The following is a 26,013-nucleotide window of genomic DNA, read 5'->3' on the forward strand; positions in this document are numbered from 1 at the left end:
TAGAAGTAATTTGGAGTTCTACTATGGCGAAACTGCATGATTACTACAAGTCGTCTGTAGTCGCTGAACTGACCAAAGAGTTCAGCTACACAAGCGTCATGCAAGTCCCTAGAATCGAGAAAATCACCCTAAACATGGGTGTTGGTGAAGCAATCAACGATAAGAAACTGCTAGAAAACGCAGCTGCTGATATGGCAACGATCTCTGGTCAAAAGCCACTTATCACTAAAGCGCGTAAATCTGTTGCAGGTTTCAAAATCCGCGAAGGCTACCCTATCGGTTGTAAAGTAACCTTGCGTGGCGAACGTATGTGGGATTTTCTTGAGCGTTTAATTAACATCGCTCTTCCACGTGTACGTGACTTCCGTGGTGTTAGCGCTAAGTCTTTTGACGGACGCGGTAACTACAGCATGGGCGTTCGCGAGCAAATCATCTTCCCGGAAATCGACTTTGATAAAGTTGATCGAGTACGCGGTCTAGACATCACTATTACGACGTCTGCTGGTACTGATGAGGAAGGCCGTGCTCTGCTGGCTGCCTTTAACTTCCCATTCCGTAAGTAAGGTGAAGGGTTACTGTTATGGCTAAAAATTCAATGAAAGCACGTGAAGCAAAACGTGCGAAGCTAGTAGCTAAGTTCGCTGAAAAGCGCGCTGCGCTTAAAGCTATCATCAGCGATGTAAACGCATCTGAAGAAGATCGTTGGAACGCAGTTCTTAAATTGCAATCTCTTCCACGTGATTCAAGTGCATCACGTCAGCGCAACCGTTGTAACCAAACTGGTCGTCCACACGGTTACCTACGTAAGTTCGGTCTAAGCCGTATCAAAGTTCGTGAAGCTTGCATGAAAGGCGAGATTCCTGGACTTCGTAAGGCTAGCTGGTAATTGCCACTTAATCATTTGGAGTAAATCATATGAGCATGCAAGATCCGATTTCGGATATGCTGACCCGCGTTCGTAACGGTCAGGCAGCAAACAAAGTTGCTGTTAAAATGCCTTCTTCAAAGCTTAAAGTTGCAATTGCTGCACTACTAAAAGCTGAAGGTTACATCACTGATTTCGCTGTAGAAGGCGAAGCTAAACCTGAGCTAGAAGTTACACTTAAGTACTTCCAAGCTAAACCAGTAATCGAGCAACTTAAACGTGTTTCTCGTCCAGGTCTACGTGTTTACAAGAAGAAAGATGAGCTTCCTTCTGTAATGGGTGGTCTTGGTGTTGCTATCGTTTCAACTTCCAAGGGTCTTATGTCAGACCGCGCTGCACGTAAAGCAGGTCTTGGTGGTGAAATCATCTGCTACGTAGCTTAATAGGAGTAGACTATGTCTCGTGTTGCTAAAGCACCTGTCGCTATTCCAGCTGGCGTAGAGGTGAAACTAAACGGCCAAGAAATCACTGTAAAAGGTGCTAAAGGCGAACTATCTCGCGTTCTTAACGCTGCGGTAGTTGTTGCTCAGGAAGAAAACAATCTTACTTTCGGTCCACGCGAAGGTGTTGCTAACGCATGGGCACAAGCAGGTACTGCTCGCGCTCTAGTTAACAACATGGTTGTTGGCGTTACTGAAGGCTTTACTAAGAAGCTAACTCTTAAGGGTGTTGGTTACCGTGCTGCTATCAAAGGCAACGCTGTAGGCCTAACTCTTGGCTTCTCTCACCCAGTTGAGCATGAATTGCCAGCGGGTATTAAAGCTGAGTGTCCAAGCCAAACTGAAATCGTGATCACTGGTTGTGACAAACAACTTGTTGGTCAGGTTGCGGCTGACATTCGTTCTTACCGTGAGCCTGAACCTTATAAAGGTAAAGGTGTTCGTTACGCAGATGAAAATGTGCGTACTAAAGAAGCTAAGAAGAAGTAAGGTAACACTATGGATAAGAAAGCATCTCGCATCCGTCGTGCTACACGCGCACGTCGTAAGATTGCAGAACTGGGTGCAACTCGCCTAGTAGTACACCGTACTCCTCGTCACGTGTACGCTCAGGTTATCGCATCAAACGGCTCTGAGGTTATCGCAGCAGCTTCTACTGTAGAAAAAGCGATCCGTGAGCAAATTAAGAACACTGGTAACATCGATGCAGCTAAAGCAGTAGGTAAAGCTGTTGCAGAACGCGCTCTTGAAAAAGGCGTTGATTCAGTTGCATTTGATCGTTCTGGTTTCCAATACCACGGTCGAGTGGCGGCGCTAGCAGAATCTGCTCGCGAAGCTGGTCTGAAATTCTAAGGTAGGGTTGGAAGATGGCTAAAGAACAACAAGTTCAAGCGAATGATTTGCAAGAAAAGCTAATCGCAGTTAACCGTGTTTCAAAAACGGTTAAAGGTGGTCGAATCATGAGCTTTACTGCACTAACTGTAGTTGGTGACGGTAACGGTCGTGTAGGTTTCGGTTACGGCAAAGCACGTGAAGTACCTGCAGCGATCCAAAAAGCAATGGAAAAAGCGCGTCGTAACATGACTACGATCGCTCTAAACGAAGGTACTCTTCACCACCCGGTGAAAGGTCGTCATTCGGGCTCTAAAGTTTACATGCAGCCAGCTGCTGAAGGTACGGGTGTAATCGCAGGTGGTGCGATGCGTGCAGTACTAGAAGTAGCAGGTGTACACAACGTACTATCTAAAGCATACGGTTCTACGAACCCTATCAACATCGTTCGTGCAACGATCGATGCACTAGGTAGCATGAAGTCGCCAGAAATGGTTGCTGCTAAACGTGGTCTAACTGTTGAATCTATTTCGGAGTAAGAACACCATGGCAACTATTAAAGTTACTCAAACTAAAAGCTCAATCGGTCGTCTACCTAAGCACAAAGCGTGTTTAAAGGGGCTAGGCCTTCGTAAAATCAACCATACTGTAGAACTTGAAGATACTCCGTGTGTACGCGGCATGATCAACAAGGTTTTCTACATGGTTAAAGTTGAGGAGTAATCAGAATGCGTTTGAATACTCTATCACCGGCTGCGGGTTCTAAGCCTTCTGCGAAGCGCGTAGGTCGTGGTATCGGTTCTGGCCTTGGTAAAACCGGTGGTCGTGGCCACAAAGGTCAAAAGTCACGTTCTGGCGGTTCAGTTCGTCCAGGTTTCGAAGGCGGTCAAATGCCTCTGAAACAACGTCTACCAAAATTCGGTTTCACTTCTCGTAAGAGCCTAGTGTCTGCTGAAGTTCGTCTAGCTGAGCTAGCGAAAGTTACTGGTGACGTCGTTGACCTAAACAGCCTTAAAGCTGCTAACGTTATCACTAAGAACATCGAATTTGTAAAAGTTGTTCTATCTGGTGAAATTAACAAAGCAGTGACTGTTAAAGGTCTACGTGTGACTAAAGGCGCTAAAGCTGCAATCGAAGCTGCAGGCGGTAAAATCGAGGAATAATCTCGAGGAACGAGGTACAGATGGCTAAGAAACCAGGACAAGATTTTCGTAGTGCTCAGAGCGGCTTAAGTGAACTAAAGTCGCGCTTGTTATTCGTAATTGGTGCACTTTTAGTATTCCGAGCTGGCTCTTTTGTGCCGATTCCTGGTATTGACGCAGCTGTACTTGCCGATTTGTTCGAACAGCAAAAAGGTACCATCGTTGAAATGTTTAACATGTTCTCCGGTGGTGCTCTTGAGCGTGCATCTATATTAGCGTTGGGTATCATGCCGTATATTTCGGCATCGATTGTTGTCCAACTGCTAACTGTAGTTCATCCAGCGTTAGCTGAACTCAAAAAAGAGGGTGAAGCAGGCCGTCGTAAGATCAGCCAATATACACGCTACGGCACGCTTGTACTTGCAACATTCCAGGCTATTGGTATTGCAACTGGCTTACCAAACATGGTCGACAATCTGGTTGTTATCAACCAAACCATGTTTACGCTAATTGCTACCGTAAGTTTAGTAACCGGCACCATGTTTTTAATGTGGTTAGGTGAACAAATTACAGAGCGTGGTATTGGTAACGGTATTTCGTTACTGATTTTTGCAGGTATTGTTGCTGGATTGCCTTCAGCAATCGGTCAAACAATCGAGCAAGCGCGTCAAGGTGAATTGCATGTACTTCTTCTGCTGTTGATTGTTGTACTTGCTTTTGCAGTAATTTACTTCGTTGTTTTCATGGAGCGTGGCCAACGTCGAATCGTTGTTAACTACGCGAAGCGTCAACAAGGTCGTAAAGTATTTGCTGCACAAAGTACTCACTTGCCACTTAAAATTAATATGGCAGGTGTTATTCCGGCAATCTTTGCGTCAAGCATTATCTTGTTCCCAGGAACATTGGCGCAGTGGTTTGGTCAGAATGGTGAGAGCAGCGCGCTCGGTTGGTTAACTGACGTGTCTTTGGCTCTTAGCCCAGGTCAACCTCTGTATGTAATGCTTTATGCTGCAGCGATTATTTTCTTCTGTTTCTTCTACACGGCGTTGGTATTCAACCCGCGTGAAACAGCAGATAACTTGAAGAAGTCTGGTGCATTCGTACCCGGCATCCGCCCAGGTGAGCAGACAGCGAAATATATTGATAAAGTAATGACGCGTTTAACCTTAGCTGGTGCGCTTTACATTACCTTTATCTGTCTGATTCCGGAGTTTATGATGGTCGCGTGGAACGTACGTTTCTACTTCGGCGGTACATCTCTACTTATCGTAGTAGTTGTCATCATGGACTTTATGGCACAGGTACAGACTCATCTGATGTCTCAACAGTATGATTCTGTGTTGAAAAAGGCAAACCTGAAAGGCTACGGCCGATAACTCAGGTTTCATTTACGGAGTTTAGCAATGAAAGTTCGTGCTTCCGTTAAAAAAATCTGCCGTAACTGTAAAGTTATCAAGCGTAACGGTGTTGTTCGCGTGATTTGCAGTGAGCCAAAGCACAAGCAGCGCCAAGGCTAATTAGCAGAAATTTTTACTTGAAATATAAGGTAGCGTCGAGTATATTCCTCGGCCTACCTTTTGCGTGCAAAAGAAGTAGTATTCCGCAGCGTATCCATAACGGGCTTTGCTGCGGCTAATTCTTTTATAGAAACACTTAGGAGTGAATAATGGCCCGTATAGCAGGCATTAACATTCCTGATCAGAAGCATGCTGTAATCGCTCTAACAGCGATTTACGGTATTGGTAAAACTCGCTCTCAAGCTATCCTAGCTGAAGTGGGTATTGCTGAAAATGTTAAGATCAGTGAACTAACTGAAGAGCAGATCGATCAACTGCGTGATGGTGTAGCTAAGTACACTGTAGAAGGTGATCTACGTCGTGAAGTATCAATGAACATCAAGCGTCTTATGGACCTTGGCTGTTACCGTGGTCTTCGTCATCGTCGCAGTCTACCACTACGTGGACAGCGTACTAAAACCAATGCTCGCACCCGTAAGGGTCCGCGTAAGCCGATCAAAAAATAATCGGGAAGGTAGAGTACAATGGCTAAACAACCAACTCGCGCTCGTAAGCGCGTACGCAAGCAAGTTGCAGATGGCGTTGCGCACATCCATGCGTCTTTCAACAACACAATCGTAACTATTACTGACCGTCAAGGTAACGCTCTAGCGTGGGCTACTGCAGGTGGTTCAGGTTTCCGAGGTTCTCGTAAGTCTACTCCGTTCGCTGCACAGGTTGCTGCTGAGCGTTGTGCTGAAATGGCTAAAGAGTACGGTCTAAAGAACTTGGAAGTTATGGTTAAGGGTCCAGGTCCAGGTCGCGAATCTACTGTTCGTGCACTGAACGCTGCTGGTTTCCGCATCACAAACATCGTTGATGCTACACCAATCCCTCATAACGGTTGTCGTCCACCTAAGAAACGTCGCGTATAACGTTTTTTAGATTACTGGAGAAAGATCATGGCAAGATATTTGGGTCCTAAGCTAAAGCTTAGCCGTCGTGAAGGCACTGACTTATTTCTTAAGTCTGGTGTTCGCGCGATCGATACCAAGTGTAAAATTGATAACGCACCAGGTGTACACGGCGCTCGTCGCGGTCGTCTATCTGAGTATGGCGTTCAGCTTCGTGAGAAGCAAAAAGTTCGTCGTATGTACGGCGTTCTAGAAAAACAATTCCGTAACTACTACAAAGAAGCAGCTCGCCTTAAAGGCAACACTGGTGAAAACCTACTTCAGCTTCTTGAAGGTCGTCTTGATAACGTAGTTTACCGCATGGGCTTTGGTGCAACTCGCGCAGAAGCACGTCAGCTAGTTAGCCACAAAGCTATCCTAGTTAACGGTAAAGTTGTAAACGTTCCTTCTTTCAAAGTTGCGGCTAACGACGTTGTTTCAATTCGCGAGAAAGCTAAACAGCAGTCTCGTATCAAAGCGGCTCTAGAAGTTGCAGAACAACGTGAAAAACCAACTTGGATTGAAGTAGATGGTGGTAAGATGGAAGGTATGTTCAAGCGTTTGCCTGAGCGTTCAGATCTATCTGCTGACATCAACGAACAATTGATCGTCGAGCTTTACTCTAAGTAAGGTTTAAACTAAAGAGAGGACACAATGCAGGGTTCTGTAACAGAATTTCTTAAGCCACGTCTTGTTGACATCGAACAGGTTAGCACGACTCACGCAAAAGTAACTCTTGAGCCATTAGAGCGTGGTTTTGGCCATACTCTTGGTAATGCACTTCGCCGTATTCTTCTATCTTCTATGCCAGGTTGTGCTGTAACAGAAGTAGAAATTGAGGGCGTACTTCATGAGTACAGTACAAAAGAAGGCGTTCAAGAAGATATCCTTGAAATCCTACTAAACCTTAAAGGTTTGGCTGTACGTGTTGCCGAAGGCAAAGATGAAGTGTTCATTACTTTGAACAAATCAGGCTCGGGCCCTGTGGTTGCAGGTGACATCACCCATGATGGTGATGTAGAGATCGCTAACCCTGAACACGTTATTTGTCACCTTACTGATGACAATGCTGAGATCGCAATGCGTATCAAAGTTGAACGTGGTCGTGGTTATGTTCCAGCTTCCGCTCGTATCCATACTGAAGAAGATGAGCGTCCAATTGGTCGCCTACTGGTTGACGCTACGTACAGCCCAGTAGACAAAATTGCTTATTCTGTAGAAGCGGCTCGTGTAGAGCAGCGTACAGACCTAGACAAGCTTGTTATCGACATGGAAACGAACGGTACTCTAGACCCTGAGGAAGCAATCCGCCGCGCAGCTACTATTCTAGCTGAGCAATTGGATGCGTTCGTAGATCTTCGCGATGTACGTGTACCTGAGGAGAAGGAAGAGAAGCCAGAATTCGATCCGATCCTACTGCGTCCTGTAGACGATCTTGAACTAACAGTTCGCTCTGCTAACTGTCTGAAAGCAGAAGCGATTCACTACATCGGTGATCTTGTACAGCGTACTGAGGTTGAGCTACTTAAAACGCCTAACCTTGGTAAAAAATCTCTTACTGAGATTAAAGACGTACTTGCATCACGTGGTCTGTCTCTGGGTATGCGCCTAGAGAACTGGCCACCAGCGTCTATCGCTGAAGATTAATCGATACTAGTTAGAAGGATTAGGTCATGCGCCATCGTAAGAGTGGTCGTCAACTCAACCGCAACAGCTCACATCGCAAAGCGATGTTCAGCAATATGGCTAGCTCTCTAGTACGTCATGAAGTTATCAAGACTACATTGCCAAAAGCAAAAGAGCTACGTCGCGTAGTTGAGCCTTTGATTACACTAGCTAAGACTGACAGTGTTGCTAACCGTCGTCTAGCGTTTGCACGTACTCGTGACAACGAAGTAGTTGCAAAACTATTTAACGAACTAGGTCCACGTTTTGCTGCTCGTCAGGGCGGTTACACTCGTATCCTAAAAGCTGGTTTCCGTGCTGGTGATAAAGCTCCAATGGCTTACATTGAGCTTGTAGATCGCCCAGCTGCTGAAGAAGCTGCTGAGTAATCAGGTTCGTACGAACGAAAAAGCCGAGCATTAGCTCGGCTTTTTTGTATCTGCTGATTATTTGACTCTTATTATTCTTTCCACAGCTCTTCTAGAGACGCCATTAACCCAGAGCTGGCTCCTTGTCCCGATAAGTACTCGAGTATGATTGGCGTGAACTGGCTGATCATTGATGACTCTAGCCCTATTTTCGCAAAAATATCGTTCACTGCACTTATTGATTGGACTTGGTCTGTTATCCCGCCCAGCGAAGACAAGCTCGATAGACCTGGTATAGATTCTGTTAGTTCAGCGCTTTGATTCGCGGGCAGTTGATTCTGAGCCAAAGATAGCAGCGCTGCCGAGCCTGTTGCGGCTTGCTCTGCGCTGATCGATAGGTTGCTTGCCAATACGTCAGTCAATGGTGATTGACTTTGAGTGTCTGACATTTTTTCGTTCAGTAGGCCAGTTAACGCGTTTGAGTCGATGTTTTCTTTTCCGAGATTGAGAAATGCGTAACTGGAGAAACTTGTTGAAAGGATAATTGGAAGTAGTACTAAGGCTTTGTTCATAGTGATTCCTTGAGGGATAAAGCAAAACACTACCAGTGTAGACAAAAAAAGCGACGCAATGCGTCGCTTTATTAAGAATACTGAATTCGTTTTGAATTACAGAATGTCTAATAGTTCTACTTCGAACACTAGTGCAGCAAATGGAGGGATAGCTGCGCCAGCGCCACGCTCTCCGTATGCGAGGTCTTGCGGGATGTATAGTTTCCACTTAGAACCAACAGGCATTAGCTGCAGGGCTTCAACCCAACCTTTGATCACGCCAGTTACTGGGAACTCAGCCGGTTGACCACGAGACACAGAGCTGTCGAATACAGTGCCGTCTGTTAGCTCACCGTGGTAGTGAACACGAACTTGCTTGTCTGAAGTTGGGATTTCACCAGTACCTTCTGTAAGGATTTCATACTGTAGACCTGACTCTAGAACCGTTACTTCTGGGCGTAGAGCGTTGTCTTTTAGGAAGGTTTCACCATCAGCTGCTGCTGCTTTTGCTGCTTCTTGACGAGCAGATTCAGCACGTTGATGCAGATCTTGAAGTGCTGCATTGATCTCGTCGATTTCAATTGCAGGCATGTCGCCAACTAGAGCCGTGGCGATACCTGCCGCGATAGCGTCAACATTAAGACCTTCTAAACCAGAACCTGCCAGTTGTTGGCCCATCTGTAGACCAATGCCATAGCTTGCTTTCTGTTCTACAGTTTCAAATTTAACTTCAGACATGATGTCTCTCTATTTTTGATGTATTGAGGTGGCACAGGATACCAGCATTAGTGCTGGGATGAAATGGGCTCGCTTTGAAGCAACGACAAGTGTTGCAATGTGGGATTTACCTCTTACTTTTCGGTTGATATTGGCAAATTTAACCTACGTATTACCTAACTCATTGAAAATTCCTATACTAGAGTGCGCTTCGTTTTTATACTTGTAGTCATAGATCTTGGGAGACCTAGTACAGTGAATCGCAGAAAGAAGAAAGCCAAACAGGTAGATTATGCTGAGATAATCCAGCAAAAATTCTCACAGGTGGATTGGAAAGGTATGGTTGAGCAAGCCAAGCAGGCTTGGTCTCGTTTGCCTAAACTACACCAGCGTGCGCTTATGATTCTGGTCCCTGTCGTTTTCCTCTTGCTTATATTTCCTACTCCTGAGCCGACAATTGATCAGCCACAATCAGAGCCGTCATCAAAACAGCGTGTTCAAGTGAATATCAATACCACAGGCTTGAGTGAGCAGTCTTCTAAGCAGCAGGACAGCTTAAAGTCTGAGGTTTGGCAAGAATATACGGTTAAGAAAGGTGATACGCTAGCTCAAGTGTTTCGCAATAATGACTTAGCGATGGCGGATTTAAATGCTTTAGTTCGCGTTGAAGGCAGCGATAAGCCACTGAGCTATATTAAAGCGGGTCAACTGGTGCGCTTTAAATTGGCGGATGACGGTAGCTTAGACATTCTTCAACTTGAGAAAAGCGCTAAGTCGGTGATGTTCTTCCGTTTGTCTGATGGTGGGTTTGGACGTAGTAAGTAGTTAACTGTTTACAATACGCTGTCGAAATCGTCGCCTTATTGGTAGCAAAGGGGCGATGATCAGCATGATTCCCATAGTAGTAATCCAATCCGGAATTTCGTTAAACCACCAGATTCCAAATAGAGTGACAAACACTAATCCAGAATACTCCGCTAAACCTATCTCCCCGGCTGGCGCTTTTCGGTAAGCCAATACAGCCAGACCATTATAAACAAGAATCAGAAGTGCTCCGGCGGCGATTAATCCTAACTGGGAGGCGTTGATTGGTTGCCATGACCAAACAGCCAGAATGCCGGCAACGGGAAGTGATAGCAGTGAAGTCCAAAACAAGGTACTGATCATGGATTGTTGCTCGGGTAGTTTACGTGCTGAAACATTAAACAACGCCAGCGTGGTTGCCGTACCGAGTGCAAAAAAGGCAGCCCAATGAAATTGTGAAGGTCTGAGAACAATCAGCACACCAACAAAGCCTAATAGTGTGCCGAGCACTTTGGAACGAGAAGGTTTTTCTCCCATCATCAACACTGAAATGGGCAGCATTAACAAAGGTGCGGCATAGAACACGGCATTAGCACTGGCTAATGTCATATGAGTAATGGCTACCACCATGCAACCACTGCCAATCAAAACGAGATGAGCGCGAAAGATATTGAGGCTAGGTGAATGCAGTTGGCGTGTGGTCTGTGCTTCTTTTCTCCACAGCGGGTAGATCACCGCCACTGAGATTAACTGGCGAATAAAAATGTACTGAAACGGGCTCACGCTGCCATCAAGCAATTTGACCATCACATCTGACAGTGATGCCGTGAGATTACCTGCAATGAGTAACCACAGAGCAATGGCTTGAGGAGAGAGCCCGGTCATAACTACCGACTAAACTTCATGTCGATGTGTGGAATATTGTCCTCTAGGTACATCTCGGAGGTGCGTTGAAAACCATGGCGGTTGTAATACGTTTCTAGATGTTCCTGAGCACCAATCTCAATATCTTGTCCCGGCCACAGCTTGTCACACTCTAATAGCGCTTGTTCGATCAACTGATGGCCTAACCCGTCACCGCGGTGAGCTTGCGCGGTAGCCACTCGACCAATACTGACTGAAGGGTAGCTGACGTTTCTCGGTAGAAGTCGTGCGCAAGCAACCAGTTCGTCTTCTTTGTAACCCATTAAATGATGTACGTTTTCTAAGCTATCTTTGCCATCCAGTTCAGGATAAGGGCAGGTTTGTTCGACGACGAAGACATCGACTCTCAGCTTAAGTAATTGGTATAACTGGTGAGTGGTTAATTGGTCAAAAGGAAGAAGTTGCCAAGTGATCATAGCATTGCTCGGTTTGGTTCTTATGAAGATCTAAGTTAGCAGTGATGAACCCTGTCAGCATTAACAAATGTTAACTTTGCATTCGCTTTTTAATTCGGCTCAGGCTAATCGGTGTAATACCTAGATACGCGGCTATCTGATAGTCGGTTAGCCTTTCAGGTAAGTGCGGGTAATGCTGGCAGAACAGTTCATAACGTTCTTCTGGGGTATACAACAGCATAAAGCGTTCTTTGTTCTCTTTGTACATCAACTGAGTTTCCAGTAGCTTGAGATACACGCTATGTTTTTGACTGCGCCATTGGCGAAGTGTTTCTACTGGAAGTGAGAAGAGCACACAAGAGGTCAGAGATTCTAGTAGGTATGGCGAAGGCTGTTGCTTGATTAAACTTTCGAAGCCGATGATCCAGTCGTGTTCCCAGTAAAATTCCTTGCTGAATTCCTTACCTTTATCAGTGAGATAGGCAGAATGGCAAATTCCTTCGATGAGAAAAAAGATTTCGTCGGCGAGTTGACCTTGGTGAAGCAATATATGTCGGGTTGGGAGCTCAATAAGCTGAGCTGAGTCAAGCAATTGGGCTATTTCATTATGATTGAAGCCTGTGGCTTGGAGCTGTTCCGTAAAGCGTTCGGTGGGCTGCATGAATTTTTATCATCAACTAAAACATGCTTAGAATTCTAACCGAATAAGTATGATTCGCTAACTTGTGATGAAAAAAAGCCGCGATAGACATCGCGGCTTGAAAGCAATATCACATGCTTACTTTTGCAGGTCGATCTGATAAACCGCAAAACCAATTTCGTCTGTAGCGACATGTTTCATTGGGTATTGACCTTTCTTCTCAATGAAATCTGCTGCTTTGTCACTTGGTGACGTTTCAAAGCGGATATCGAGTTTGTTGTCAGACTTAATTGGAGCGAATGTCCAGTTGTTGTCTGCGCTTGGCGTGACTTCGCCTTTTTCTTTACTTACTCGACTAATGTAAGAAGCAATAACAGAGCGGTTTTCATCCGGAGAATCAAACGCCACAAACTCACTACCAGTACCTGGGAACTTGTTGCTGTAGGCACGGTAGTTGTTAGTCGCGATTAGGAAGTCTTGCTCCATATCGATTGGCTTACCTTGGTAAGTCAAACCAACAATACGTTCAGCGCCTTCATTAACCAGCTTACAGTCACCATCATATTTGGCGGGTTGAGTCACATCAATCTGGTATTCAACACCGTCAATGACATCAAAGTTATAAGTACGGAAGCCATCCCAATTGATTAGTTGCTGCGGTGCAGTGCTGTTCACATCGATTTGCTGGAACTGGCCCGCTGTACACTCAAGCCACTCTTTCACTTCCTTGCCTTTGACCTTCATCGCAACAAGCGTATTCGGGTATAGGTAAAGGTCAGCTGCGTTACGGAAAGTAAGCTGCCCTGACTCTACTTCAGTGAAGTTTGCTGGGTCATTTTTACGACCGCCTGCTTTAAATGGCGCTGCGGCAGAAAGGACTGGAATATCAGAAAGATCAGGGTCGCCTTGAATGAAGCGTTCAACGTAATCTTTTTGCGCTAGGTTAACAATTTGTACGGTCGGGTCATCTTGAACCAGAGCTAGGAAGCTGTACATAACATCATTAGCTTTACCAATCGGCTGGTTGACGAAATCCAGAGTACCTTTATGGTCTGCTTCTAGTGCTTTCACCATGTCAGGGTCGGCTTTAGCCAGCGACTTTTTGGCCACTTCGTCATAGATAGGACGAGCTTCAGACTGACCCTTAACAACGGTCCACTTTCCTTGCTTTTCTTTTAACTCTAAATCAATAACGCCAACGTGGCTGCCCCAACGGCCTGGCATGACTGAAGCGACGCCGTTAATAGTACCTTGTTGATTATCCACACCTTGGATGTTGTCAAAGCCTTTACCAGGGAAGACAGCATGTGAGTGACCAAAGGCGATCGCATCAATGCCTTCAACTTCTGATAAGTAGTAAGTTGAGTTTTCTGCACCTGCTTTGTAAGGATCAGATGCTACGCCAGAGTGTGGAATGGCAACGATCACATCCGCACCTTCTTTTTTCATCTGAGGGACAAGCTCTTCTGCAGTTTCTTTGATGTCCTTCGCAAATACCTTGCCTTCTAGGTTTTTCTTATCCCAAACCATTATTTGTGGTGGGACGAAACCAATGTAGCCCACTTTGATTTCATGTTCTACGCCATCAACATCTTTAAAAGTATGAGTTTTGATGATGTAAGGCTTGAAGTAGTGCTTGCCTGTTTTCTTATCAAACACGTTTGCGCTGATGTAAGGAAAGTCAGCGTCATTGATGGTTTCTGCAAGGAACTCGAGACCATAGTTAAACTCGTGGTTGCCGATATTACCGACATCGTAGTTTAGTTGGTTCATCGCTTTGTAAACAGGGTGTACTTCACCTGGCTTGATGCCTTTGTCGGCCATGTAGTCACCCATAGGGCTGCCTTGGATAAGGTCACCATTATCAACCAGTACGCTGTTCTCTACCTCGGCCTGAGCTTGCTTAACCAGCGTTGCTGTACGAGTCAGACCGGTTTTCTGAGTCGGTTTATCTTTGTAGTAGTCGTAGTCCATGACGTTAGTGTGAATATCCGTGGTTTCTACGATGCGTAATTTGATCGTTTCAGCCATAGCAGGGCCAGCCATAGTTAGCATGCCACCCAGTACGGCAATCGAAAGAGGTTTCACTGCGACTTTCATTTTATAAGCTCCGATAGCGTTATTGTGAGACGCTGCATAATGTAACAAAACGATGTGCAACGGATATTTCACTCATTAATAAACTGTGACCTAGAGCGATTACTTTATGCCGTTCTGCTTGGTAGATCTCATCTGTACCTCAGCATTAACCATATTGCATTCTAGTCTTATCATAAAAAGGTATAAAAAATGAAATTTTAGAATTTCAGGTAATATATCTAGAGCGCCATAATGCTTTCAGCGATAGGAAAGGAATTACATGATGGCGAGCAAGGATACAGTTTCTCAATTTCCACTCAACAACCCACGAGCAGAGCAAGACCAAGCTGTTGCTTCAGTGAGTATTGGCAAGAGTGTGTTGACCCCGGGTGAAGTAGCGCTTATTGGTGCCGGTCCGGGGGATCTTGAATTGCTGACCATCAAAGCACTGCGCTTTTTACAGCAGGCGGATGTTGTACTTTACGACTATTTAGTCTCCGATGAAATCATGGCACTAGTACCGAGCGATACGATCTTAGTCTGTGTCGGTAAGCGTGCTGGTCATCATAGTGTTCCTCAAGAAAAAACCAATCAGCTACTGGTGGACTTCGCTCAACAAGGACATCGTGTTGTGCGTATCAAAGGTGGCGATCCATTTATCTTTGGCCGTGGTGGTGAAGAACTGGAAGTCTTGGCCGATGCAGGCGTTTCGTTTCACGTTGTGCCTGGCATTACCGCTGCTGCTGGTGCTACTGCCTATGCCGGCATCCCATTGACGCATCGTGATTACGCGCAGACGGCGATGTTTATCACAGGCCACCTTAAAGCGGAAAGTGACCAAATGGATTGGTCAACGCTGGCTCGTGGCAATCAGACTCTGGTGATTTATATGGGGCTGATGAAGTCTGAATACATTCAAGGTCAGTTGATTGAACATGGCCGCTCACCAGACACTCCTATTGCGATCATCGAACGCGGAACACAATCCTGTCAGAAAGTTTTTAAAGGTCAGCTGTCACAGCTGGCAACCCTTGCTCAAGATGCTGAGTCACCGTCACTGATCGTGATTGGTGAAGTCGTGTCTTTATCAGAAAAATTAACGTGGTTTGGAACACAGCAAGAACCATTACAACAGCGCCAATTCGCGTAATGCCCATTTATTTAGAATTTGTCAGACGCTCCCAGTGAGCCGCAAAGGAAGCACTAACATGGACCAAGAACGTTTAACCCATCTCAAGCAGCTAGAAGCGGAAAGTATTCATATTATCCGCGAAGTTGCCGCAGAGTTTGATAATCCGGTGATGATGTACTCCATCGGTAAAGACTCCTCAGTCATGCTGCATCTTGCTCGTAAGGCTTTTTACCCAGGTAAGATCCCGTTTCCTCTCCTTCACGTCGATACCGACTGGAAGTTTAAGGAGATGATCAAATTCCGCGACAAAACTGCAGAAAAATACGGCTTTGAGCTTTTGGTTCATAAGAACCCAGAAGGTCTTGCGATGGGATGTAGCCCATTCGAACATGGCTCGTCCAAGCATACTGACATCATGAAAACTCAAGGTCTAAAACAAGCGTTGAATAAGTATGGTTTTGATGCGGCTTTTGGTGGTGCGCGCCGCGATGAAGAGAAATCTCGTGCGAAAGAGCGTGTCTATTCTTTCCGTGACAAGAACCATACATGGGATCCAAAGAATCAGCGTCCTGAGTTATGGCGTACTTACAACGGCCAGATCAACAAAGGTGAAAGCATCCGTGTGTTCCCACTATCCAACTGGACTGAGCTAGATATCTGGCAATACATCTATTTGGAAAACATCGAAATTGTTCCGCTTTACCTAGCTGATAAGCGTCCAGTCGTTGAGCGTGATGGCATGCTTATTATGGTGGATGATGAGCGAATGAAGCTACAACCAGGTGAAGTGATTGAAGAAAAAAACGTCCGTTTCCGTACTTTAGGATGCTACCCGCTGACCGGAGCGATCGAATCAGACGCCAATACACTGACGGGCATTATTGAAGAAATGCTGGTTGCGACATCGAGTGAACGACAAGGTCGTGCAATCGACCACGATCAGTCGGGATCGATGGAATTGAAGAAACGACAAGGTTATTTCTAAGGATCTAAGGAAAGATTATGAACAGTGCAGTTGAAGCTCAATTAGCTGAACTTGGTATCGAAGGTTACCTGACTCAGCATCAACACAAATCTCTACTTAGATTCCTCACATGTGGTTCAGTAGACGATGGTAAAAGTACATTGATTGGTCGTCTACTCCACGACTCAAAGCAAATTTATGAAGATCAGTTGGCCGCCGTTCATTCGGATAGTCAGCGCGTCGGTACCACCGGTGAACGTCCAGACCTAGCGCTTTTGGTTGATGGCTTGCAAGCTGAGCGTGAGCAGGGGATCACGATTGATGTCGCGTATCGCTATTTCTCTACCCAGAAACGTAAGTTCATCATTGCCGATACGCCGGGGCATGAGCAGTACACGCGCAACATGGCGACAGGAGCTTCGACCTGTGATCTTGCGGTCATTTTGATTGATGCGCGTAAAGGGGTATTGGATCAAACTCGTCGTCACTCTTTCATCTCAAACTTGCTTGGCCTTAAGCACTTTGTGGTGGCAGTCAACAAGATGGATCTGGTGGAGTATTCGCAACAACGCTTTGAAGAGATCCGTGACGAATACCTGTCGTTCTCAGAAAACCTCCAAGGCGAAACCGATATTCAGATCATTCCACTGTCTGCGCTAGAGGGCGACAATGTGGTGGAAGCGAGTGATAACCTGAGCTGGTTTGAAGGGCCATCTTTACTCGAGCTTCTGGAAAATGTCGATGTTGACCAGATCAAAGAAGAGGGTGATTTCCGTTTCCCTGTTCAATATGTCAATCGTCCAAATCTCGACTTCCGTGGTTTTGCGGGCACGATTGCCTCAGGCAATGTCAAAGTAGGTGATCGTATCAAAGCTCTGCCTTCAGGTAAGAGTTCGAAAGTGGCGCGTATTGTGACTTTTGATAGCGACCTAGAGCAAGCTCAAGCGGGCCTTGCGGTAACGCTGACATTGGAAGATGAGATCGATATCAGTCGTGGTGACTTGATCGTACTTGAACATGCTCAAGTTGAGTCAAGTAACCGACTGCTTGCTGATGTGGTGTGGATGACTGAACAGCCATTGCAGGCTGGCCGTGATTACGATGTGAAGATTGCGGGCAAGAAGACGGTAGGCCGCGTTGAAGCCATTCGTCACCAGTACGACATCAACAACCTGTCTATGCACAAAGCAGAAGAGCTACCACTGAATGGTATTGGTTTGTGTGAGTGGACATTAAATGAGTCGGTCGCCATCGACAATTACGATGCCGTGCAAGATACCGGTGGCTTCATCATCATCGATCGCCTGACTAATGTAACCGTAGGTGCGGGTTTGGTTCGCGATGCCTTGGCTGAGCGTCAGCGTTCTCCTCAGGAGCGAATGGGGGCTTTCGAAAACGAGCTAAAAGCTCTGATTCTTAAGCACTTCCCTGAGTGGGATGCGAAAATCTAACCGAGCGGAGCAGGTAGAATATGATGTGGCAGCAAGGATTCGTGTTGGCAGTGTTGTTAGGTATCGTTACGTGCCTGATCACAACACGAATTAAGCCAAGTTTCATATTTGCAGGAGCAGCGTTTATAGCGTTTCTTGCGGGCATGATTGAACTTGGTGATGTTGCCACTAACTTTACCAATTCCTCTCTGTTAACGCTGGTGTTGCTGATTCTTGCCTCCAGCGCGTTGGAAAAAACACGGCTGATTAGTTGGGTAAGCCGTTCCTTATCGACAGGTAAGCTTGGCGCTGTTGTCGCTAAGTTGGGCTTATCGACGGCATTCCTATCGTCGTTTACTAACAACACCGCTGTGGTGGTATCTTTGATCGGCGCCATCAAGCGCAATCAAACTCATGCACCATCAAAGCTACTGATACCATTGTCTTATGCTGCGATCCTTGGCGGTACACTGACCTTGATTGGCACGTCAACCAACTTGATCATCAATAGCTTTGTCGAAGATGCAGGATTGCCAAGTCTTGGCTTTTTTACGCCAACCATGATCGGGTTATCTGTACTGGTGGCGGGCTTGTTGATCTTGATCCCGTTGAGTTACTTACTGCCAAACTATGAAGATAAACATCAGGAAGAGTTGCCATATTTTCTGGAAACGATCGTTGAACCAGGTTCGCCTTTGGTTGGGCGGAGCATCAGTGAAAACAACCTACGTGCATTGAGAAAACTGTTCCTAGCGGAAGTGATACGTGGTGGTAAAACCATGGCATCGGTGGAACCGGATTTTGTCTTACAGGCCAAAGATCGCTTGTTGTTCTGTGGTGATATCGAAAGCGTTGCGACACTTCAGGAAATTCAAGGCTTGACGCTGTTTGGTCAACATCACCTCAACGGCCAGAGCTTTGTTGAAGTGGTGGTGAGCTCTTCGGCTAGCTTCTGCAATAAGACTCTCAAGTCCAGCCATTTTCGTGATCGCTTTGATGCGGTTGTGGTCGCTATTCGTCGTGGCCACGAAAGATTGCAGGGTGGATTGGGTAATATAGAACTCAATGCCGGTGATACTTTGGTGTTAGCGCCGGGAAAACGCTTCGAGCAGGAGCGTAAGGCGCACCGCAAAGAGTTTGTTTTAGTCAATGACCTAGATTCGAGTGCTCGTCTAGATGTGAATAAATCAAGCCTAGTACTACTTGGGTTTGCAGGCGTGATTGGTGCAGCTTTGCTGAATGTTGTTCCATTGATTAAAGGCTTGTCGGTATTTCTTCTTGCGGCGATGTTTTTCGGCGTGATTCAGATGGGAGAGCTTAGACGTCGCTTTCCTGTCGATATCGTTGTCATTGTCGGCTCTGCTTTATCGATCGCCCAGCTGATGATGTCCTCTGGTTTATCCGCCACATTGGGCGCGATGTTTATGGAAACCTTCAATGGTTGGGGGGCATTTGGCGCTTTGGTAGCGACTTACCTGTTTACTCTAATACTGACCGAGCTGGTGACCAATAATGCAGCTGCCGCGCTCGCGTTTCCACTTGGCTACAGTATGGCAATTGGCTATGGCGTCGACCCTATGCCATTCATTATGGCGGTGCTGTTTGGTGCCAGTGCCAGCTTTATTTCACCTTATGGTTACCAGACTAACTTACTCGTTTACAGCGTAGGTAACTATAAGCTTGCAGATTACATCAGAGTCGGTATTCCAGTATCCATTGTTTACTCGGTGCTGGTATTGGCTTTGATCCCTCAATTTTTCCCGTTTTAAGGACAGAATTATGACCACGGAAACGCCGACCAAAGATGAAAACATTGTTTGGCATCAGCATAATATTGATAAGGCTTTCAGAGCCAAACTAAAGCAACAAAAACCGGTTGTGCTTTGGTTTACAGGTTTATCTGGCGCAGGAAAATCGACGGTTGCAGGAGCCTTGGAAAACAAACTGGCAGAGCAGGGCTATCACACTTATCTACTCGATGGTGACAATGTGCGTCATGGTTTGTGTAGTGATCTTGGTTTCTCTGAGCAGGATCGCCGTGAGAACATCCGACGTATTGGTGAGCTAGCCAAACTGATGGCTGATGCGGGCTTAATTGTTTTGTCTGCTTTTATTTCCCCGCATCGTGCTGAGCGTCAACTGGTAAGAGATTTACTGCCAGATGGTGAGTTCCTTGAAGTCTTCGTCAATACATCATTGGAAGTGTGTGAACAGCGTGATCCTAAAGGGCTATACAAAAAAGCTCGCGCGGGAGAGATCGCTAATTTCACTGGGATTGATTCTGAGTATGAAGCGCCACTAGCCCCTGAGATTGACTTGCTTGCGGGTGAGAAATCCATCGATGCGCTGGTGGAGGATTGCTTAACCGCGCTTAAGCAGAGAAAGATCATCGCATAAAGCAAAAAAGCTTCCCAAGGAAGCTTTTTTTTATCTGTCAGGGGCGTGTTATTCGAAACAAATTTCGATAAACGCGTTACCCCATTGAGATGTGAATGGCATGATGATGATCGCGCCTTCACATTTGTGGCGGATGGTGTGGCCCTTGCCTGATACTACGATTGGCGTTGCCATATCGAAATCGAAGCCGCTTTCGGAAAGGATACGTTTTGCACCACCAGCGACCATGTTAGTGATTTCACCCACCATGTCGGTAATTTCGTCATTCAAACCGTTAGGGCGTTCACCTAACATGTTTTGCATAATTTCTAGAGCCAGATTTTCATCAAATGTGATAGACATAGAACCGCGTGTCTGCTGACCTACCATCCCAATTAAACCTGAAACATCACCGCGAGCAATTTCATCTTTTTTTACTCGAGGTTTCTGTGGCTTCAATTCCAGAGAAGCCATCGTTTTTAGAACGTTCATCAGAGAAGCTAAAAACGGGTTTACAAATTCAGCGCGCATAATCTTCTTCTATTCTTATTCCGTCTGTTCATTTGAACATGACTGACAAATGCCATGAGATTCAATCACGTGGTTTGTGATCGTAAAGCCATGTTTTTCTGCGTTATTTTCCAGTAAAGCTATCAAGCTCTCATCTTGGAGTTCAATAACATTACTGCATTTATCGCAAATCAGTAAATGTGAGTAGTGCTTATGAGCATTACAAGAGCTGCACTGAATAAAGCTATTGGTCGATTCAACACGATGGATAAACCCTTGCTCTAAAAGAAAGTCGAGTGCGCGATACACCGTTGGTGGTTTCGCTTGCGGTTCACTCTTTTTTAGCTCTTCCAATAACTCGTATGCGCTTGATGCTTTGGGGCTTGAACAAATGAGCTCAAAAACCCTTTTTCTTTGAGGCGTTAGTCTAACCCCTCGTGATGCACACATTTCTTCAATCTGCTTTATTAGCTTGTGGTCCAAATCTTTCACCATAACCATTGGACTTTAGTAATAATATACCATTTCTTGACGGATTTCGTTTATCAAGAGGCATTTTCTGATAAGACAGTCAGTGAGTTAACCTATCTAATTGCGGTTACGGTAACTGGATCTGCTTTAAGTGCTATAAGTTACCTTATCTGTTAATAAAACGATACTGTTACGGCGCATTGGCATTACTGACTTTGTGCGCTCTGTTGGATAAAATCTCTTGGCCTAATTCGAAATCAAACTCCTCCAAGGCGCTGTTGAGCTGGGTAAAATCAGATTCAGATAACCCAACTAATGAGCTTGACGTGATATCGTTTATGATCGAAAGGGCGTGGGTGTCGTTTTCATCCACGGCCTGCTTGAGCTGGTTAAATAGTGATTCATTGAACGTATCTTCAGTTAAAGAGGGAGTTGGCTTTTCACTCGTTAGCTGGCTGGAATGGATATTGTTGACCAAGGTAGCCAGTACTTTGATGACACGCTGGCGTAAGTCTCGATTTTTGCTGTCCTGTTCGAGTTCTTGACAAAGTTCATGCAGGGCCGTTGCTCCAATGTTACCAGCAACGCCTTTCAAAGAATGAATATTGCGTTGTCGTGTTGTGCTGTCTGCATCAGAGATGGCAATTTCTACCGCTTTGGGATCGGCATAAGTACTGGCAAAACGTAGAATGAGTCTGATGTATAAATCTGCATTCCCGCTGGCACGAGTCAATCCTGATGTTATATCGAGTCCAGTAATGTCGGGGACTTGCTTGGTGGGCTGCCCCTTTGCCATCACTAACTGTTGCGGATGTTTAGGTGTAATCCATTTTGCTAGGGTACTGAACATAGCACCAACATCGATAGGCTTAGCGATAATGTCATTCATGCCTGCTTTTTTGGCTTTTTCTTTATCTCGCTCCATAACGTTAGCCGTCATAGCGATAATGGGGATATGTGGGTCGTCGAGCTTCTGACGAATGAACTCCGTGGCTTCATAACCATCCATTACAGGCATTTGGCAATCCATCAGGATGCCATCGAAGTCATGGCGCTTATAGAGATCGACAGCAACCTGCCCATTTTCAGCCACCATGACATGAACTTGCTGGCCTTCAAGCAGTTCAGTGGCCAGCTCTTGGTTAATCTCATTGTCTTCGACGAGCAGCAATTGTGCCCCAGCCAGTTGTTGAGCATTAGCGAGCTGTGTCTGCTCTTCTACATCGCTTCGGCTGACACGACTGCCTTCAACGCCGTATAGCGTCACAATGGCATCGAAAAGATGTGAGGAGGTGACAGGTTTATCCAGAATTGATGGTGGTGTTAGCTGGCGCTGGATGAAAGCATCGGTTAGCTCTTCGCGGCCATAGGCTGTTAGCATTAAGAGTTTTGGCTGAGCTGGTTCCGCTAGTCTGCCCCACATGATTTCCGCTAAATCGATGCCGTCCTTGACAGGCATTTGCCAGTCCGAAATTACTAAATCATAAGGTTTTTCATTGGTGAGCGCTGTTTCTAACTCATCCAGAGCGCTATCGACATTGGTGACGCAGGTGGTTTCAAACTGAAGGGATTGAAGAATGTCTTCTACGATCAATCGTGCGCTGGCATTGTCATCAACCACCAGAATTTTCAACTGGCCGAGTTCTTTCGGTACTAATAATGGTTCTTGCTTCAATGCATGACTAACGCCTAGTTGGACAGTAAAGATGAAGGTAGAGCCCTTACCTTGCTCACTGGCCACATCAATATCTCCGCCCATCAGCTGACAAAGCTCTTTACTGATAGCCAGGCCAAGACCTGTCCCTCCATATTTGCGTGTGGTTGAGCTATCTGCCTGAGTAAACTTGTTAAACAGTTTATTGCATTGTTCCGATGTCATGCCGATCCCACTGTCAGACACAGAGAACTTGAGGGTGATATTGTCGCCTTCTTTTTTATCTAGAGTGATGCTGATTTTAATTTCACCTTGTTCGGTAAACTTGACGGCGTTGTTAGCCAAATTAATCAGGATCTGCCCAAGACGAAGAGGATCGCCGACTAAGGCGGTGGGCACATCGCGATCAATATGGATCAACAGTTCCAGTCCGCGCTCGGAGGCACGTAAACCAACGAGGTTAGAAATATTGTCGAGAACATTTTCCAGATGGAAATCGACGTTTTCGATATCCAGTTTACCCGCTTCAATTTTTGAGAAGTCCAAGATATCGTTGATCAAACCGAGAAGAGAATCAGCGGAAAGTTTTACTTTCTGGATATAGTTACGTTGCGCTTTAGAAAGGTCTGTTTTCAGGGCGAGATAGCTCATTCCGATAATGGCATTCATTGGTGTGCGGATTTCGTGACTCATATTGGCGAGAAAGTCCGATTTCGCTTTGTTTGCCGCATCGGCTTCATCTCTCGCCAATGACAATTTATCGGCGAAACGTTCTAGTGCAGCATGGGACTTGTGGGCGAGTAAGCCAAGTAGCAGTAAGGTCACTACAAAGATAGCGCCACCGATAGCCAGATAGCGGGCAATGGCACCGGAACTTTCCACCGTATTGAGTTGCTCTTGATAGACAGGTTGAATGAAAGATTGTAATCGTTCGTATGTTTCTTCTAGCTGAGCGATTTGCTGTGAAGTAATACTGCGTGCTGAAGTTAATTGATTGAACAGCGTGTAGTAGCTGTTAGTCAGGGTTTGTATTTGGTCGACATTGATCTTTTCTTCATCGGTCGGCACTTGAGCTGATAGGTTATCGAGAAGACGCAGGGCATATTCGAGATAATCATTCACTTGGTCAGCAATCGCTTGTTGGCGCGTTGGTGAAAGTGACAATGAATAGTCGCGATCAAGTTGTTGTGCTTCACTGATCGAAGACTGGAGAACGAGTAAATTAGAGCTCACCGCCAGACGTTCACTGATGGCTATTTGAGTGCTAGAAACCGCTTGTTGCGATGTTCTGAGGATATCCTGAAGATGGTTACGCAAGTCGGTGGCTGAGCGCGCCATCTCATCACCAGAGCGATTGACTTGGCTGAGAATGCTTTGTTGAAGTTTGTCGCCGATGTTGGACCAGCTTCTTAGTTGGACTAATGATGTTAAATAACGGTTTTTGGCGTTTTTAACCAGTGTCAGTTTGTTCACACTGGTTTGTTCGGTCAGTTTATCTTCCAGTAAGTTAATGAGCTGGTCGATTTTCTTCAACTCAAACTGTGCTTGGTTGAGCTCCTGCTGGTCTTTAGTGAGTACATATGACTTATGATGGTTTTGTGAATTGGCAATTAAACCGACTAACCAGTGTGCTCGTATTGCGTTATCAGAATCTTCATCGACCTGATCGCGCAACGCTTCAATACTCACGATGCCATTTTCTACGAATTCTTCGTGCAGTTGTTGCAGGGCATCGATGGCATTAGCTGCTTGCTCGGCGACACTTGTCATTTCCTTACGTGTGGTGTTTTCGCTCTGGTTGAGTTGGATGTACTGGGTAAAATCTTGGCGATAATCGACAAGTGCATCTGTAATTTGTGCATCAATCCCATTGGCGATGGCGATCTCTGATAAAGCCTGTGCTTTATCTATTTGGTGGTAAATATCATCAGAGAGCTCATCTTGAGGCAGGCGAATATAGCTCTGTTCAAGCATTTTCACGCTATCTAATGTTGATAATAGCTGGGCATTACCAGCATATTGCTCCACGGTCTCAAAGCGTTGATTGAGGCTCATCCATCCAATGCTGCCGACCACCAGCAACATGACAGAGGCAATGACAAAACCGGTAAGAATGCGCTTAGAATCGAGCGCATAGTCTTGTACTTGATTCATTCTCTACCTTAGCCGAAGCGCTTAAAATTCGTCTTTAAAGGACTCTTTGATTTTTAGGATTTCATCTAGTTGGCTGATGAAAATAGGCACTAAATTGGGGTCAAAATGCGCGCCAGCGCCTTCTTCAATCAGGGCCACTGCCTCTTCAACAGGCCAAGCTTTCTTGTAGGGCCGCTCACTGGTTAGAGCGTCAAACACGTCGGCAATCGCGACAATTCGGGCACTTAAAGGAATGGCTTCTCCTTGAGTGCCATGTGGGTAACCACTGCCATCCCATTTCTCATGGTGATACAGGGCAATTTCTTTCGCCATTTGCAGCAACAGCGAATCACTGTCTCCAATAATGTCAGCGCCGAAGTTGACGTGCTTTTGCATGACTGCCCACTCATCACCATCGAGTTTCCCTGGTTTACCTAAAATATGATCAGGGATGCCAATTTTGCCGATGTCGTGCATTGGCGAAGCTTGAAAAACCAGCTCTACCCAGCGTTTGCTGACATCCAGTTGCTCAGCCAGAATACGTGAGTAATGACTCATTCGGATAACGTGCATGCCTGTCTCATTGTCTTTGTATTCAGCGGCACGGCCCAAGCGTTGAATGATTTCAAGGCGACTGCGCTCCAGTTGTTCAGTCCGCTGTTTCACCTGAACCGATAACGCTAGATTTTGATCGTACAGTGCGATGTGTGTTTTTACTCTAGCTTTGACTATGGGTGGGCTGACAGGTTTGGTAATGTAGTCGACAGCACCAATCTCAAAGCCTTTTTGCTCGTCCACCACTTCCGCTTTAGCAGTCACAAAGATCACGGGAATATCGCAAGTGAGTGGGTTGGACTTTAGAATCGAGCACACTTCATAGCCATCCATTTCTGGCATCATGATATCGAGTAAGATCAAATGAGGTCGTGGAGAGCTATTGGCTATTTTGAGCGCTTTCGCACCGCTGGTGGCTGCCTTTATCTTAAATTCATCGGAAAGAATACCAGACAGAGTATGGATATTGTCTGGAATATCATCGACCACCAGTATGGTGGGTTTGTCTAATGCTTCAGAGACCATAAGAGTAAGTCCTTTTACTATGCGCTCTTAGTATGTATCAACAGATAGAATAGTGAATATTTATAAATAGTTGCAGCGTTAATTAACCAATCAGATGAGTCAAATTCATGAACAGTGAAGCATGTACAAGTTTGCCGATAAAAGTCAGACTCAGGATTAGGAATGGTGAGCCTGCTGGTAAATAAGCTTAAAGGGATGTATTCAGATGTACATGTAGGTAGTTTTATTAATACTAGTTTAGAGTTTTCAGTTAGTTAATATGTGTTCATTTGTGTGCTGAGTAGTGTAATAGGTAAAAACATAGCTTTCTGATTAATTAAGTTGCATATGCAC

The 26,013-nt window shown here is 45.6% G+C and carries 31 protein-coding genes; 21 read left to right on the top strand and 10 right to left on the bottom strand.

What is annotated here, in order from left to right:
• Positions 1-23: 23 nt before the first annotated feature.
• From rplE to rplQ, 15 genes are all read left to right on the top strand, one after another.
• A complete protein-coding gene (gene rplE / locus L1D15_RS17700) occupies positions 24-563 on the top strand; it encodes a 50S ribosomal protein L5 (RefSeq protein WP_008072340.1) in 540 nt (179 codons plus the stop codon).
• A gap of 17 nt (positions 564-580) precedes the next feature.
• Positions 581-886 (top strand): 30S ribosomal protein S14, encoded by a 306-nt coding sequence (gene rpsN / locus L1D15_RS17705; protein WP_006963211.1) that lies wholly within the window; start codon positions 581-583, stop codon positions 884-886.
• Between the two features lie 29 nt (positions 887-915).
• Positions 916-1,308 carry a 30S ribosomal protein S8 gene (gene rpsH / locus L1D15_RS17710; protein ID WP_045974708.1) on the top strand — a complete coding sequence of 131 codons (393 nt, stop codon included), beginning with the start codon at positions 916-918 and terminating at the stop codon, positions 1,306-1,308.
• A gap of 12 nt (positions 1,309-1,320) precedes the next feature.
• Positions 1,321-1,854, top strand: coding sequence for a 50S ribosomal protein L6 (gene rplF / locus L1D15_RS17715; protein ID WP_004745892.1), 534 nt, complete (start codon positions 1,321-1,323; stop codon positions 1,852-1,854).
• Between the two features lie 9 nt (positions 1,855-1,863).
• Complete coding sequence (gene rplR / locus L1D15_RS17720; RefSeq protein ID WP_045974706.1) at positions 1,864-2,217, top strand: 50S ribosomal protein L18; 354 nt, start codon at positions 1,864-1,866, stop codon at positions 2,215-2,217.
• A gap of 14 nt (positions 2,218-2,231) precedes the next feature.
• Positions 2,232-2,735: a 30S ribosomal protein S5 gene (gene rpsE, locus L1D15_RS17725; RefSeq protein ID WP_004745894.1), complete on the top strand. Its 504-nt coding sequence runs from the start codon at positions 2,232-2,234 to the stop codon at positions 2,733-2,735.
• Between the two features lie 7 nt (positions 2,736-2,742).
• Positions 2,743-2,919 carry a 50S ribosomal protein L30 gene (rpmD, locus tag L1D15_RS17730; protein WP_006963207.1) on the top strand — a complete coding sequence of 59 codons (177 nt, stop codon included), beginning with the start codon at positions 2,743-2,745 and terminating at the stop codon, positions 2,917-2,919.
• Positions 2,920-2,924: 5 nt separating this feature from the next.
• Positions 2,925-3,359, top strand: coding sequence for a 50S ribosomal protein L15 (gene rplO, locus L1D15_RS17735; protein WP_006963206.1), 435 nt, complete (start codon positions 2,925-2,927; stop codon positions 3,357-3,359).
• A gap of 20 nt (positions 3,360-3,379) precedes the next feature.
• Positions 3,380-4,714, top strand: a complete 1,335-nt coding sequence (secY, locus tag L1D15_RS17740) for a preprotein translocase subunit SecY (protein ID WP_239838662.1) — start codon at positions 3,380-3,382, stop codon at positions 4,712-4,714.
• 27 nt (positions 4,715-4,741) lie between these two features.
• Entirely contained in the window at positions 4,742-4,855 is a 114-nt protein-coding gene (gene rpmJ / locus L1D15_RS17745; protein WP_000868186.1) for a 50S ribosomal protein L36, read from the top strand.
• 149 nt (positions 4,856-5,004) lie between these two features.
• Positions 5,005-5,361: a 30S ribosomal protein S13 gene (gene rpsM, locus L1D15_RS17750; RefSeq protein ID WP_005383154.1), complete on the top strand. Its 357-nt coding sequence runs from the start codon at positions 5,005-5,007 to the stop codon at positions 5,359-5,361.
• 18 nt (positions 5,362-5,379) lie between these two features.
• Positions 5,380-5,769 (top strand): 30S ribosomal protein S11, encoded by a 390-nt coding sequence (gene rpsK, locus L1D15_RS17755; protein ID WP_001118870.1) that lies wholly within the window; start codon positions 5,380-5,382, stop codon positions 5,767-5,769.
• Between the two features lie 27 nt (positions 5,770-5,796).
• Positions 5,797-6,417 carry a 30S ribosomal protein S4 gene (gene rpsD / locus L1D15_RS17760; protein ID WP_239876571.1) on the top strand — a complete coding sequence of 207 codons (621 nt, stop codon included), beginning with the start codon at positions 5,797-5,799 and terminating at the stop codon, positions 6,415-6,417.
• A 24-nt stretch (positions 6,418-6,441) separates the two neighbouring features.
• Complete coding sequence (gene rpoA / locus L1D15_RS17765; protein WP_004410407.1) at positions 6,442-7,434, top strand: DNA-directed RNA polymerase subunit alpha; 993 nt, start codon at positions 6,442-6,444, stop codon at positions 7,432-7,434.
• 26 nt (positions 7,435-7,460) lie between these two features.
• Positions 7,461-7,841 carry a 50S ribosomal protein L17 gene (gene rplQ / locus L1D15_RS17770; RefSeq protein WP_005383141.1) on the top strand — a complete coding sequence of 127 codons (381 nt, stop codon included), beginning with the start codon at positions 7,461-7,463 and terminating at the stop codon, positions 7,839-7,841.
• Between the two features lie 71 nt (positions 7,842-7,912).
• Here rplQ and L1D15_RS17775 read toward each other — a convergent pair whose 3' ends face one another.
• Together L1D15_RS17775 and L1D15_RS17780 are read right to left on the bottom strand one after the other, a co-directional pair.
• The gene (locus L1D15_RS17775) at positions 7,913-8,392 is read right to left on the bottom strand and encodes a DUF2780 domain-containing protein (RefSeq protein ID WP_239876572.1); all 480 of its coding nucleotides are present in this window, start codon (positions 8,390-8,392) and stop codon (positions 7,913-7,915) included.
• A gap of 96 nt (positions 8,393-8,488) precedes the next feature.
• Positions 8,489-9,109: an FKBP-type peptidyl-prolyl cis-trans isomerase gene (locus L1D15_RS17780; protein WP_239838664.1), complete on the bottom strand. Its 621-nt coding sequence runs from the start codon at positions 9,107-9,109 to the stop codon at positions 8,489-8,491.
• Between the two features lie 234 nt (positions 9,110-9,343).
• Here L1D15_RS17780 and L1D15_RS17785 point away from each other — a divergent pair, with 234 nt between their 5' ends.
• Entirely contained in the window at positions 9,344-9,913 is a 570-nt protein-coding gene (locus L1D15_RS17785; protein ID WP_239876573.1) for a LysM-like peptidoglycan-binding domain-containing protein, read from the top strand.
• Here the strand turns inward: L1D15_RS17785 and L1D15_RS17790 are convergent, their stop codons facing one another.
• The 4 genes from L1D15_RS17790 to cpdB form a co-directional block, all read right to left on the bottom strand.
• On the bottom strand, positions 9,914-10,777 hold the full coding sequence (locus tag L1D15_RS17790) for a DMT family transporter (protein WP_239876574.1): 864 nt from the start codon (positions 10,775-10,777) through the stop codon (positions 9,914-9,916).
• 2 nt (positions 10,778-10,779) lie between these two features.
• On the bottom strand, positions 10,780-11,232 hold the full coding sequence (locus L1D15_RS17795) for a GNAT family N-acetyltransferase (RefSeq protein ID WP_239876575.1): 453 nt from the start codon (positions 11,230-11,232) through the stop codon (positions 10,780-10,782).
• A 70-nt stretch (positions 11,233-11,302) separates the two neighbouring features.
• Positions 11,303-11,872, bottom strand: a complete 570-nt coding sequence (locus L1D15_RS17800) for a Crp/Fnr family transcriptional regulator (protein WP_239870326.1) — start codon at positions 11,870-11,872, stop codon at positions 11,303-11,305.
• A 117-nt stretch (positions 11,873-11,989) separates the two neighbouring features.
• Positions 11,990-13,951, bottom strand: a complete 1,962-nt coding sequence (gene cpdB / locus L1D15_RS17805) for a 2',3'-cyclic-nucleotide 2'-phosphodiesterase (protein WP_239870323.1) — start codon at positions 13,949-13,951, stop codon at positions 11,990-11,992.
• A gap of 262 nt (positions 13,952-14,213) precedes the next feature.
• On the opposite strand from cpdB, the gene cobA reads away from it, so the two are divergent.
• The 5 genes from cobA to cysC are packed head-to-tail and all read left to right on the top strand — an operon-like array spanning position 14,214 to position 19,853.
• Positions 14,214-15,080, top strand: coding sequence for a uroporphyrinogen-III C-methyltransferase (gene cobA, locus L1D15_RS17810; protein WP_239876585.1), 867 nt, complete (start codon positions 14,214-14,216; stop codon positions 15,078-15,080).
• Between the two features lie 34 nt (positions 15,081-15,114).
• Positions 15,115-16,047 carry a sulfate adenylyltransferase subunit CysD gene (cysD, locus tag L1D15_RS17815; protein ID WP_227495665.1) on the top strand — a complete coding sequence of 311 codons (933 nt, stop codon included), beginning with the start codon at positions 15,115-15,117 and terminating at the stop codon, positions 16,045-16,047.
• 17 nt (positions 16,048-16,064) lie between these two features.
• Entirely contained in the window at positions 16,065-17,477 is a 1,413-nt protein-coding gene (gene cysN, locus L1D15_RS17820; protein ID WP_239876576.1) for a sulfate adenylyltransferase subunit CysN, read from the top strand.
• 23 nt (positions 17,478-17,500) lie between these two features.
• Complete coding sequence (locus L1D15_RS17825) at positions 17,501-19,225, top strand: SLC13 family permease (RefSeq protein ID WP_239876586.1); 1,725 nt, start codon at positions 17,501-17,503, stop codon at positions 19,223-19,225.
• A 10-nt stretch (positions 19,226-19,235) separates the two neighbouring features.
• Positions 19,236-19,853 carry an adenylyl-sulfate kinase gene (gene cysC, locus L1D15_RS17830; RefSeq protein ID WP_239876577.1) on the top strand — a complete coding sequence of 206 codons (618 nt, stop codon included), beginning with the start codon at positions 19,236-19,238 and terminating at the stop codon, positions 19,851-19,853.
• 48 nt (positions 19,854-19,901) lie between these two features.
• Here the strand turns inward: cysC and L1D15_RS17835 are convergent, their stop codons facing one another.
• From L1D15_RS17835 to L1D15_RS17850, 4 genes are all read right to left on the bottom strand, one after another.
• Positions 19,902-20,363, bottom strand: coding sequence for a chemotaxis protein CheX (locus L1D15_RS17835; protein WP_006963190.1), 462 nt, complete (start codon positions 20,361-20,363; stop codon positions 19,902-19,904).
• A gap of 15 nt (positions 20,364-20,378) precedes the next feature.
• Positions 20,379-20,837 (bottom strand): zinc uptake transcriptional repressor Zur, encoded by a 459-nt coding sequence (zur, locus tag L1D15_RS17840; RefSeq protein ID WP_239838671.1) that lies wholly within the window; start codon positions 20,835-20,837, stop codon positions 20,379-20,381.
• A gap of 166 nt (positions 20,838-21,003) precedes the next feature.
• A complete protein-coding gene (locus tag L1D15_RS17845; RefSeq protein WP_239876578.1) occupies positions 21,004-24,621 on the bottom strand; it encodes a response regulator in 3,618 nt (1,205 codons plus the stop codon).
• A 21-nt stretch (positions 24,622-24,642) separates the two neighbouring features.
• Positions 24,643-25,680: a two-component system response regulator gene (locus L1D15_RS17850; protein WP_239876579.1), complete on the bottom strand. Its 1,038-nt coding sequence runs from the start codon at positions 25,678-25,680 to the stop codon at positions 24,643-24,645.
• Between the last annotated feature and the right edge of the window lie 333 nt (positions 25,681-26,013).

It is taken from the genome of Vibrio sp. Isolate25 (assembly GCF_022398025.1).
Classification (GTDB): domain Bacteria; phylum Pseudomonadota; class Gammaproteobacteria; order Enterobacterales; family Vibrionaceae; genus Vibrio; species Vibrio coralliilyticus_A.

Coding starts and splice junctions, on each gene's coding strand:
- rplE (WP_008072340.1), top strand. CDS start 24: ATGGCGAAACTGCATGATTACTACAAGTCGTCTGTAGTCGCTGAACTG.
- rpsN (WP_006963211.1), top strand. CDS start 581: ATGGCTAAAAATTCAATGAAAGCACGTGAAGCAAAACGTGCGAAGCTA.
- rpsH (WP_045974708.1), top strand. CDS start 916: ATGAGCATGCAAGATCCGATTTCGGATATGCTGACCCGCGTTCGTAAC.
- rplF (WP_004745892.1), top strand. CDS start 1,321: ATGTCTCGTGTTGCTAAAGCACCTGTCGCTATTCCAGCTGGCGTAGAG.
- rplR (WP_045974706.1), top strand. CDS start 1,864: ATGGATAAGAAAGCATCTCGCATCCGTCGTGCTACACGCGCACGTCGT.
- rpsE (WP_004745894.1), top strand. CDS start 2,232: ATGGCTAAAGAACAACAAGTTCAAGCGAATGATTTGCAAGAAAAGCTA.
- rpmD (WP_006963207.1), top strand. CDS start 2,743: ATGGCAACTATTAAAGTTACTCAAACTAAAAGCTCAATCGGTCGTCTA.
- rplO (WP_006963206.1), top strand. CDS start 2,925: ATGCGTTTGAATACTCTATCACCGGCTGCGGGTTCTAAGCCTTCTGCG.
- secY (WP_239838662.1), top strand. CDS start 3,380: ATGGCTAAGAAACCAGGACAAGATTTTCGTAGTGCTCAGAGCGGCTTA.
- rpmJ (WP_000868186.1), top strand. CDS start 4,742: ATGAAAGTTCGTGCTTCCGTTAAAAAAATCTGCCGTAACTGTAAAGTT.
- rpsM (WP_005383154.1), top strand. CDS start 5,005: ATGGCCCGTATAGCAGGCATTAACATTCCTGATCAGAAGCATGCTGTA.
- rpsK (WP_001118870.1), top strand. CDS start 5,380: ATGGCTAAACAACCAACTCGCGCTCGTAAGCGCGTACGCAAGCAAGTT.
- rpsD (WP_239876571.1), top strand. CDS start 5,797: ATGGCAAGATATTTGGGTCCTAAGCTAAAGCTTAGCCGTCGTGAAGGC.
- rpoA (WP_004410407.1), top strand. CDS start 6,442: ATGCAGGGTTCTGTAACAGAATTTCTTAAGCCACGTCTTGTTGACATC.
- rplQ (WP_005383141.1), top strand. CDS start 7,461: ATGCGCCATCGTAAGAGTGGTCGTCAACTCAACCGCAACAGCTCACAT.
- L1D15_RS17775 (WP_239876572.1), bottom strand. CDS start 8,392: ATGAACAAAGCCTTAGTACTACTTCCAATTATCCTTTCAACAAGTTTC.
- L1D15_RS17780 (WP_239838664.1), bottom strand. CDS start 9,109: ATGTCTGAAGTTAAATTTGAAACTGTAGAACAGAAAGCAAGCTATGGC.
- L1D15_RS17790 (WP_239876574.1), bottom strand. CDS start 10,777: ATGACCGGGCTCTCTCCTCAAGCCATTGCTCTGTGGTTACTCATTGCA.
- L1D15_RS17795 (WP_239876575.1), bottom strand. CDS start 11,232: ATGATCACTTGGCAACTTCTTCCTTTTGACCAATTAACCACTCACCAG.
- L1D15_RS17800 (WP_239870326.1), bottom strand. CDS start 11,872: ATGCAGCCCACCGAACGCTTTACGGAACAGCTCCAAGCCACAGGCTTC.
- cpdB (WP_239870323.1), bottom strand. CDS start 13,951: ATGAAAGTCGCAGTGAAACCTCTTTCGATTGCCGTACTGGGTGGCATG.
- cobA (WP_239876585.1), top strand. CDS start 14,214: ATGGCGAGCAAGGATACAGTTTCTCAATTTCCACTCAACAACCCACGA.
- cysN (WP_239876576.1), top strand. CDS start 16,065: ATGAACAGTGCAGTTGAAGCTCAATTAGCTGAACTTGGTATCGAAGGT.
- L1D15_RS17825 (WP_239876586.1), top strand. CDS start 17,501: ATGTGGCAGCAAGGATTCGTGTTGGCAGTGTTGTTAGGTATCGTTACG.
- cysC (WP_239876577.1), top strand. CDS start 19,236: ATGACCACGGAAACGCCGACCAAAGATGAAAACATTGTTTGGCATCAG.
- L1D15_RS17835 (WP_006963190.1), bottom strand. CDS start 20,363: ATGCGCGCTGAATTTGTAAACCCGTTTTTAGCTTCTCTGATGAACGTT.
- zur (WP_239838671.1), bottom strand. CDS start 20,837: ATGGTGAAAGATTTGGACCACAAGCTAATAAAGCAGATTGAAGAAATG.
- L1D15_RS17845 (WP_239876578.1), bottom strand. CDS start 24,621: ATGAATCAAGTACAAGACTATGCGCTCGATTCTAAGCGCATTCTTACC.
- L1D15_RS17850 (WP_239876579.1), bottom strand. CDS start 25,680: ATGGTCTCTGAAGCATTAGACAAACCCACCATACTGGTGGTCGATGAT.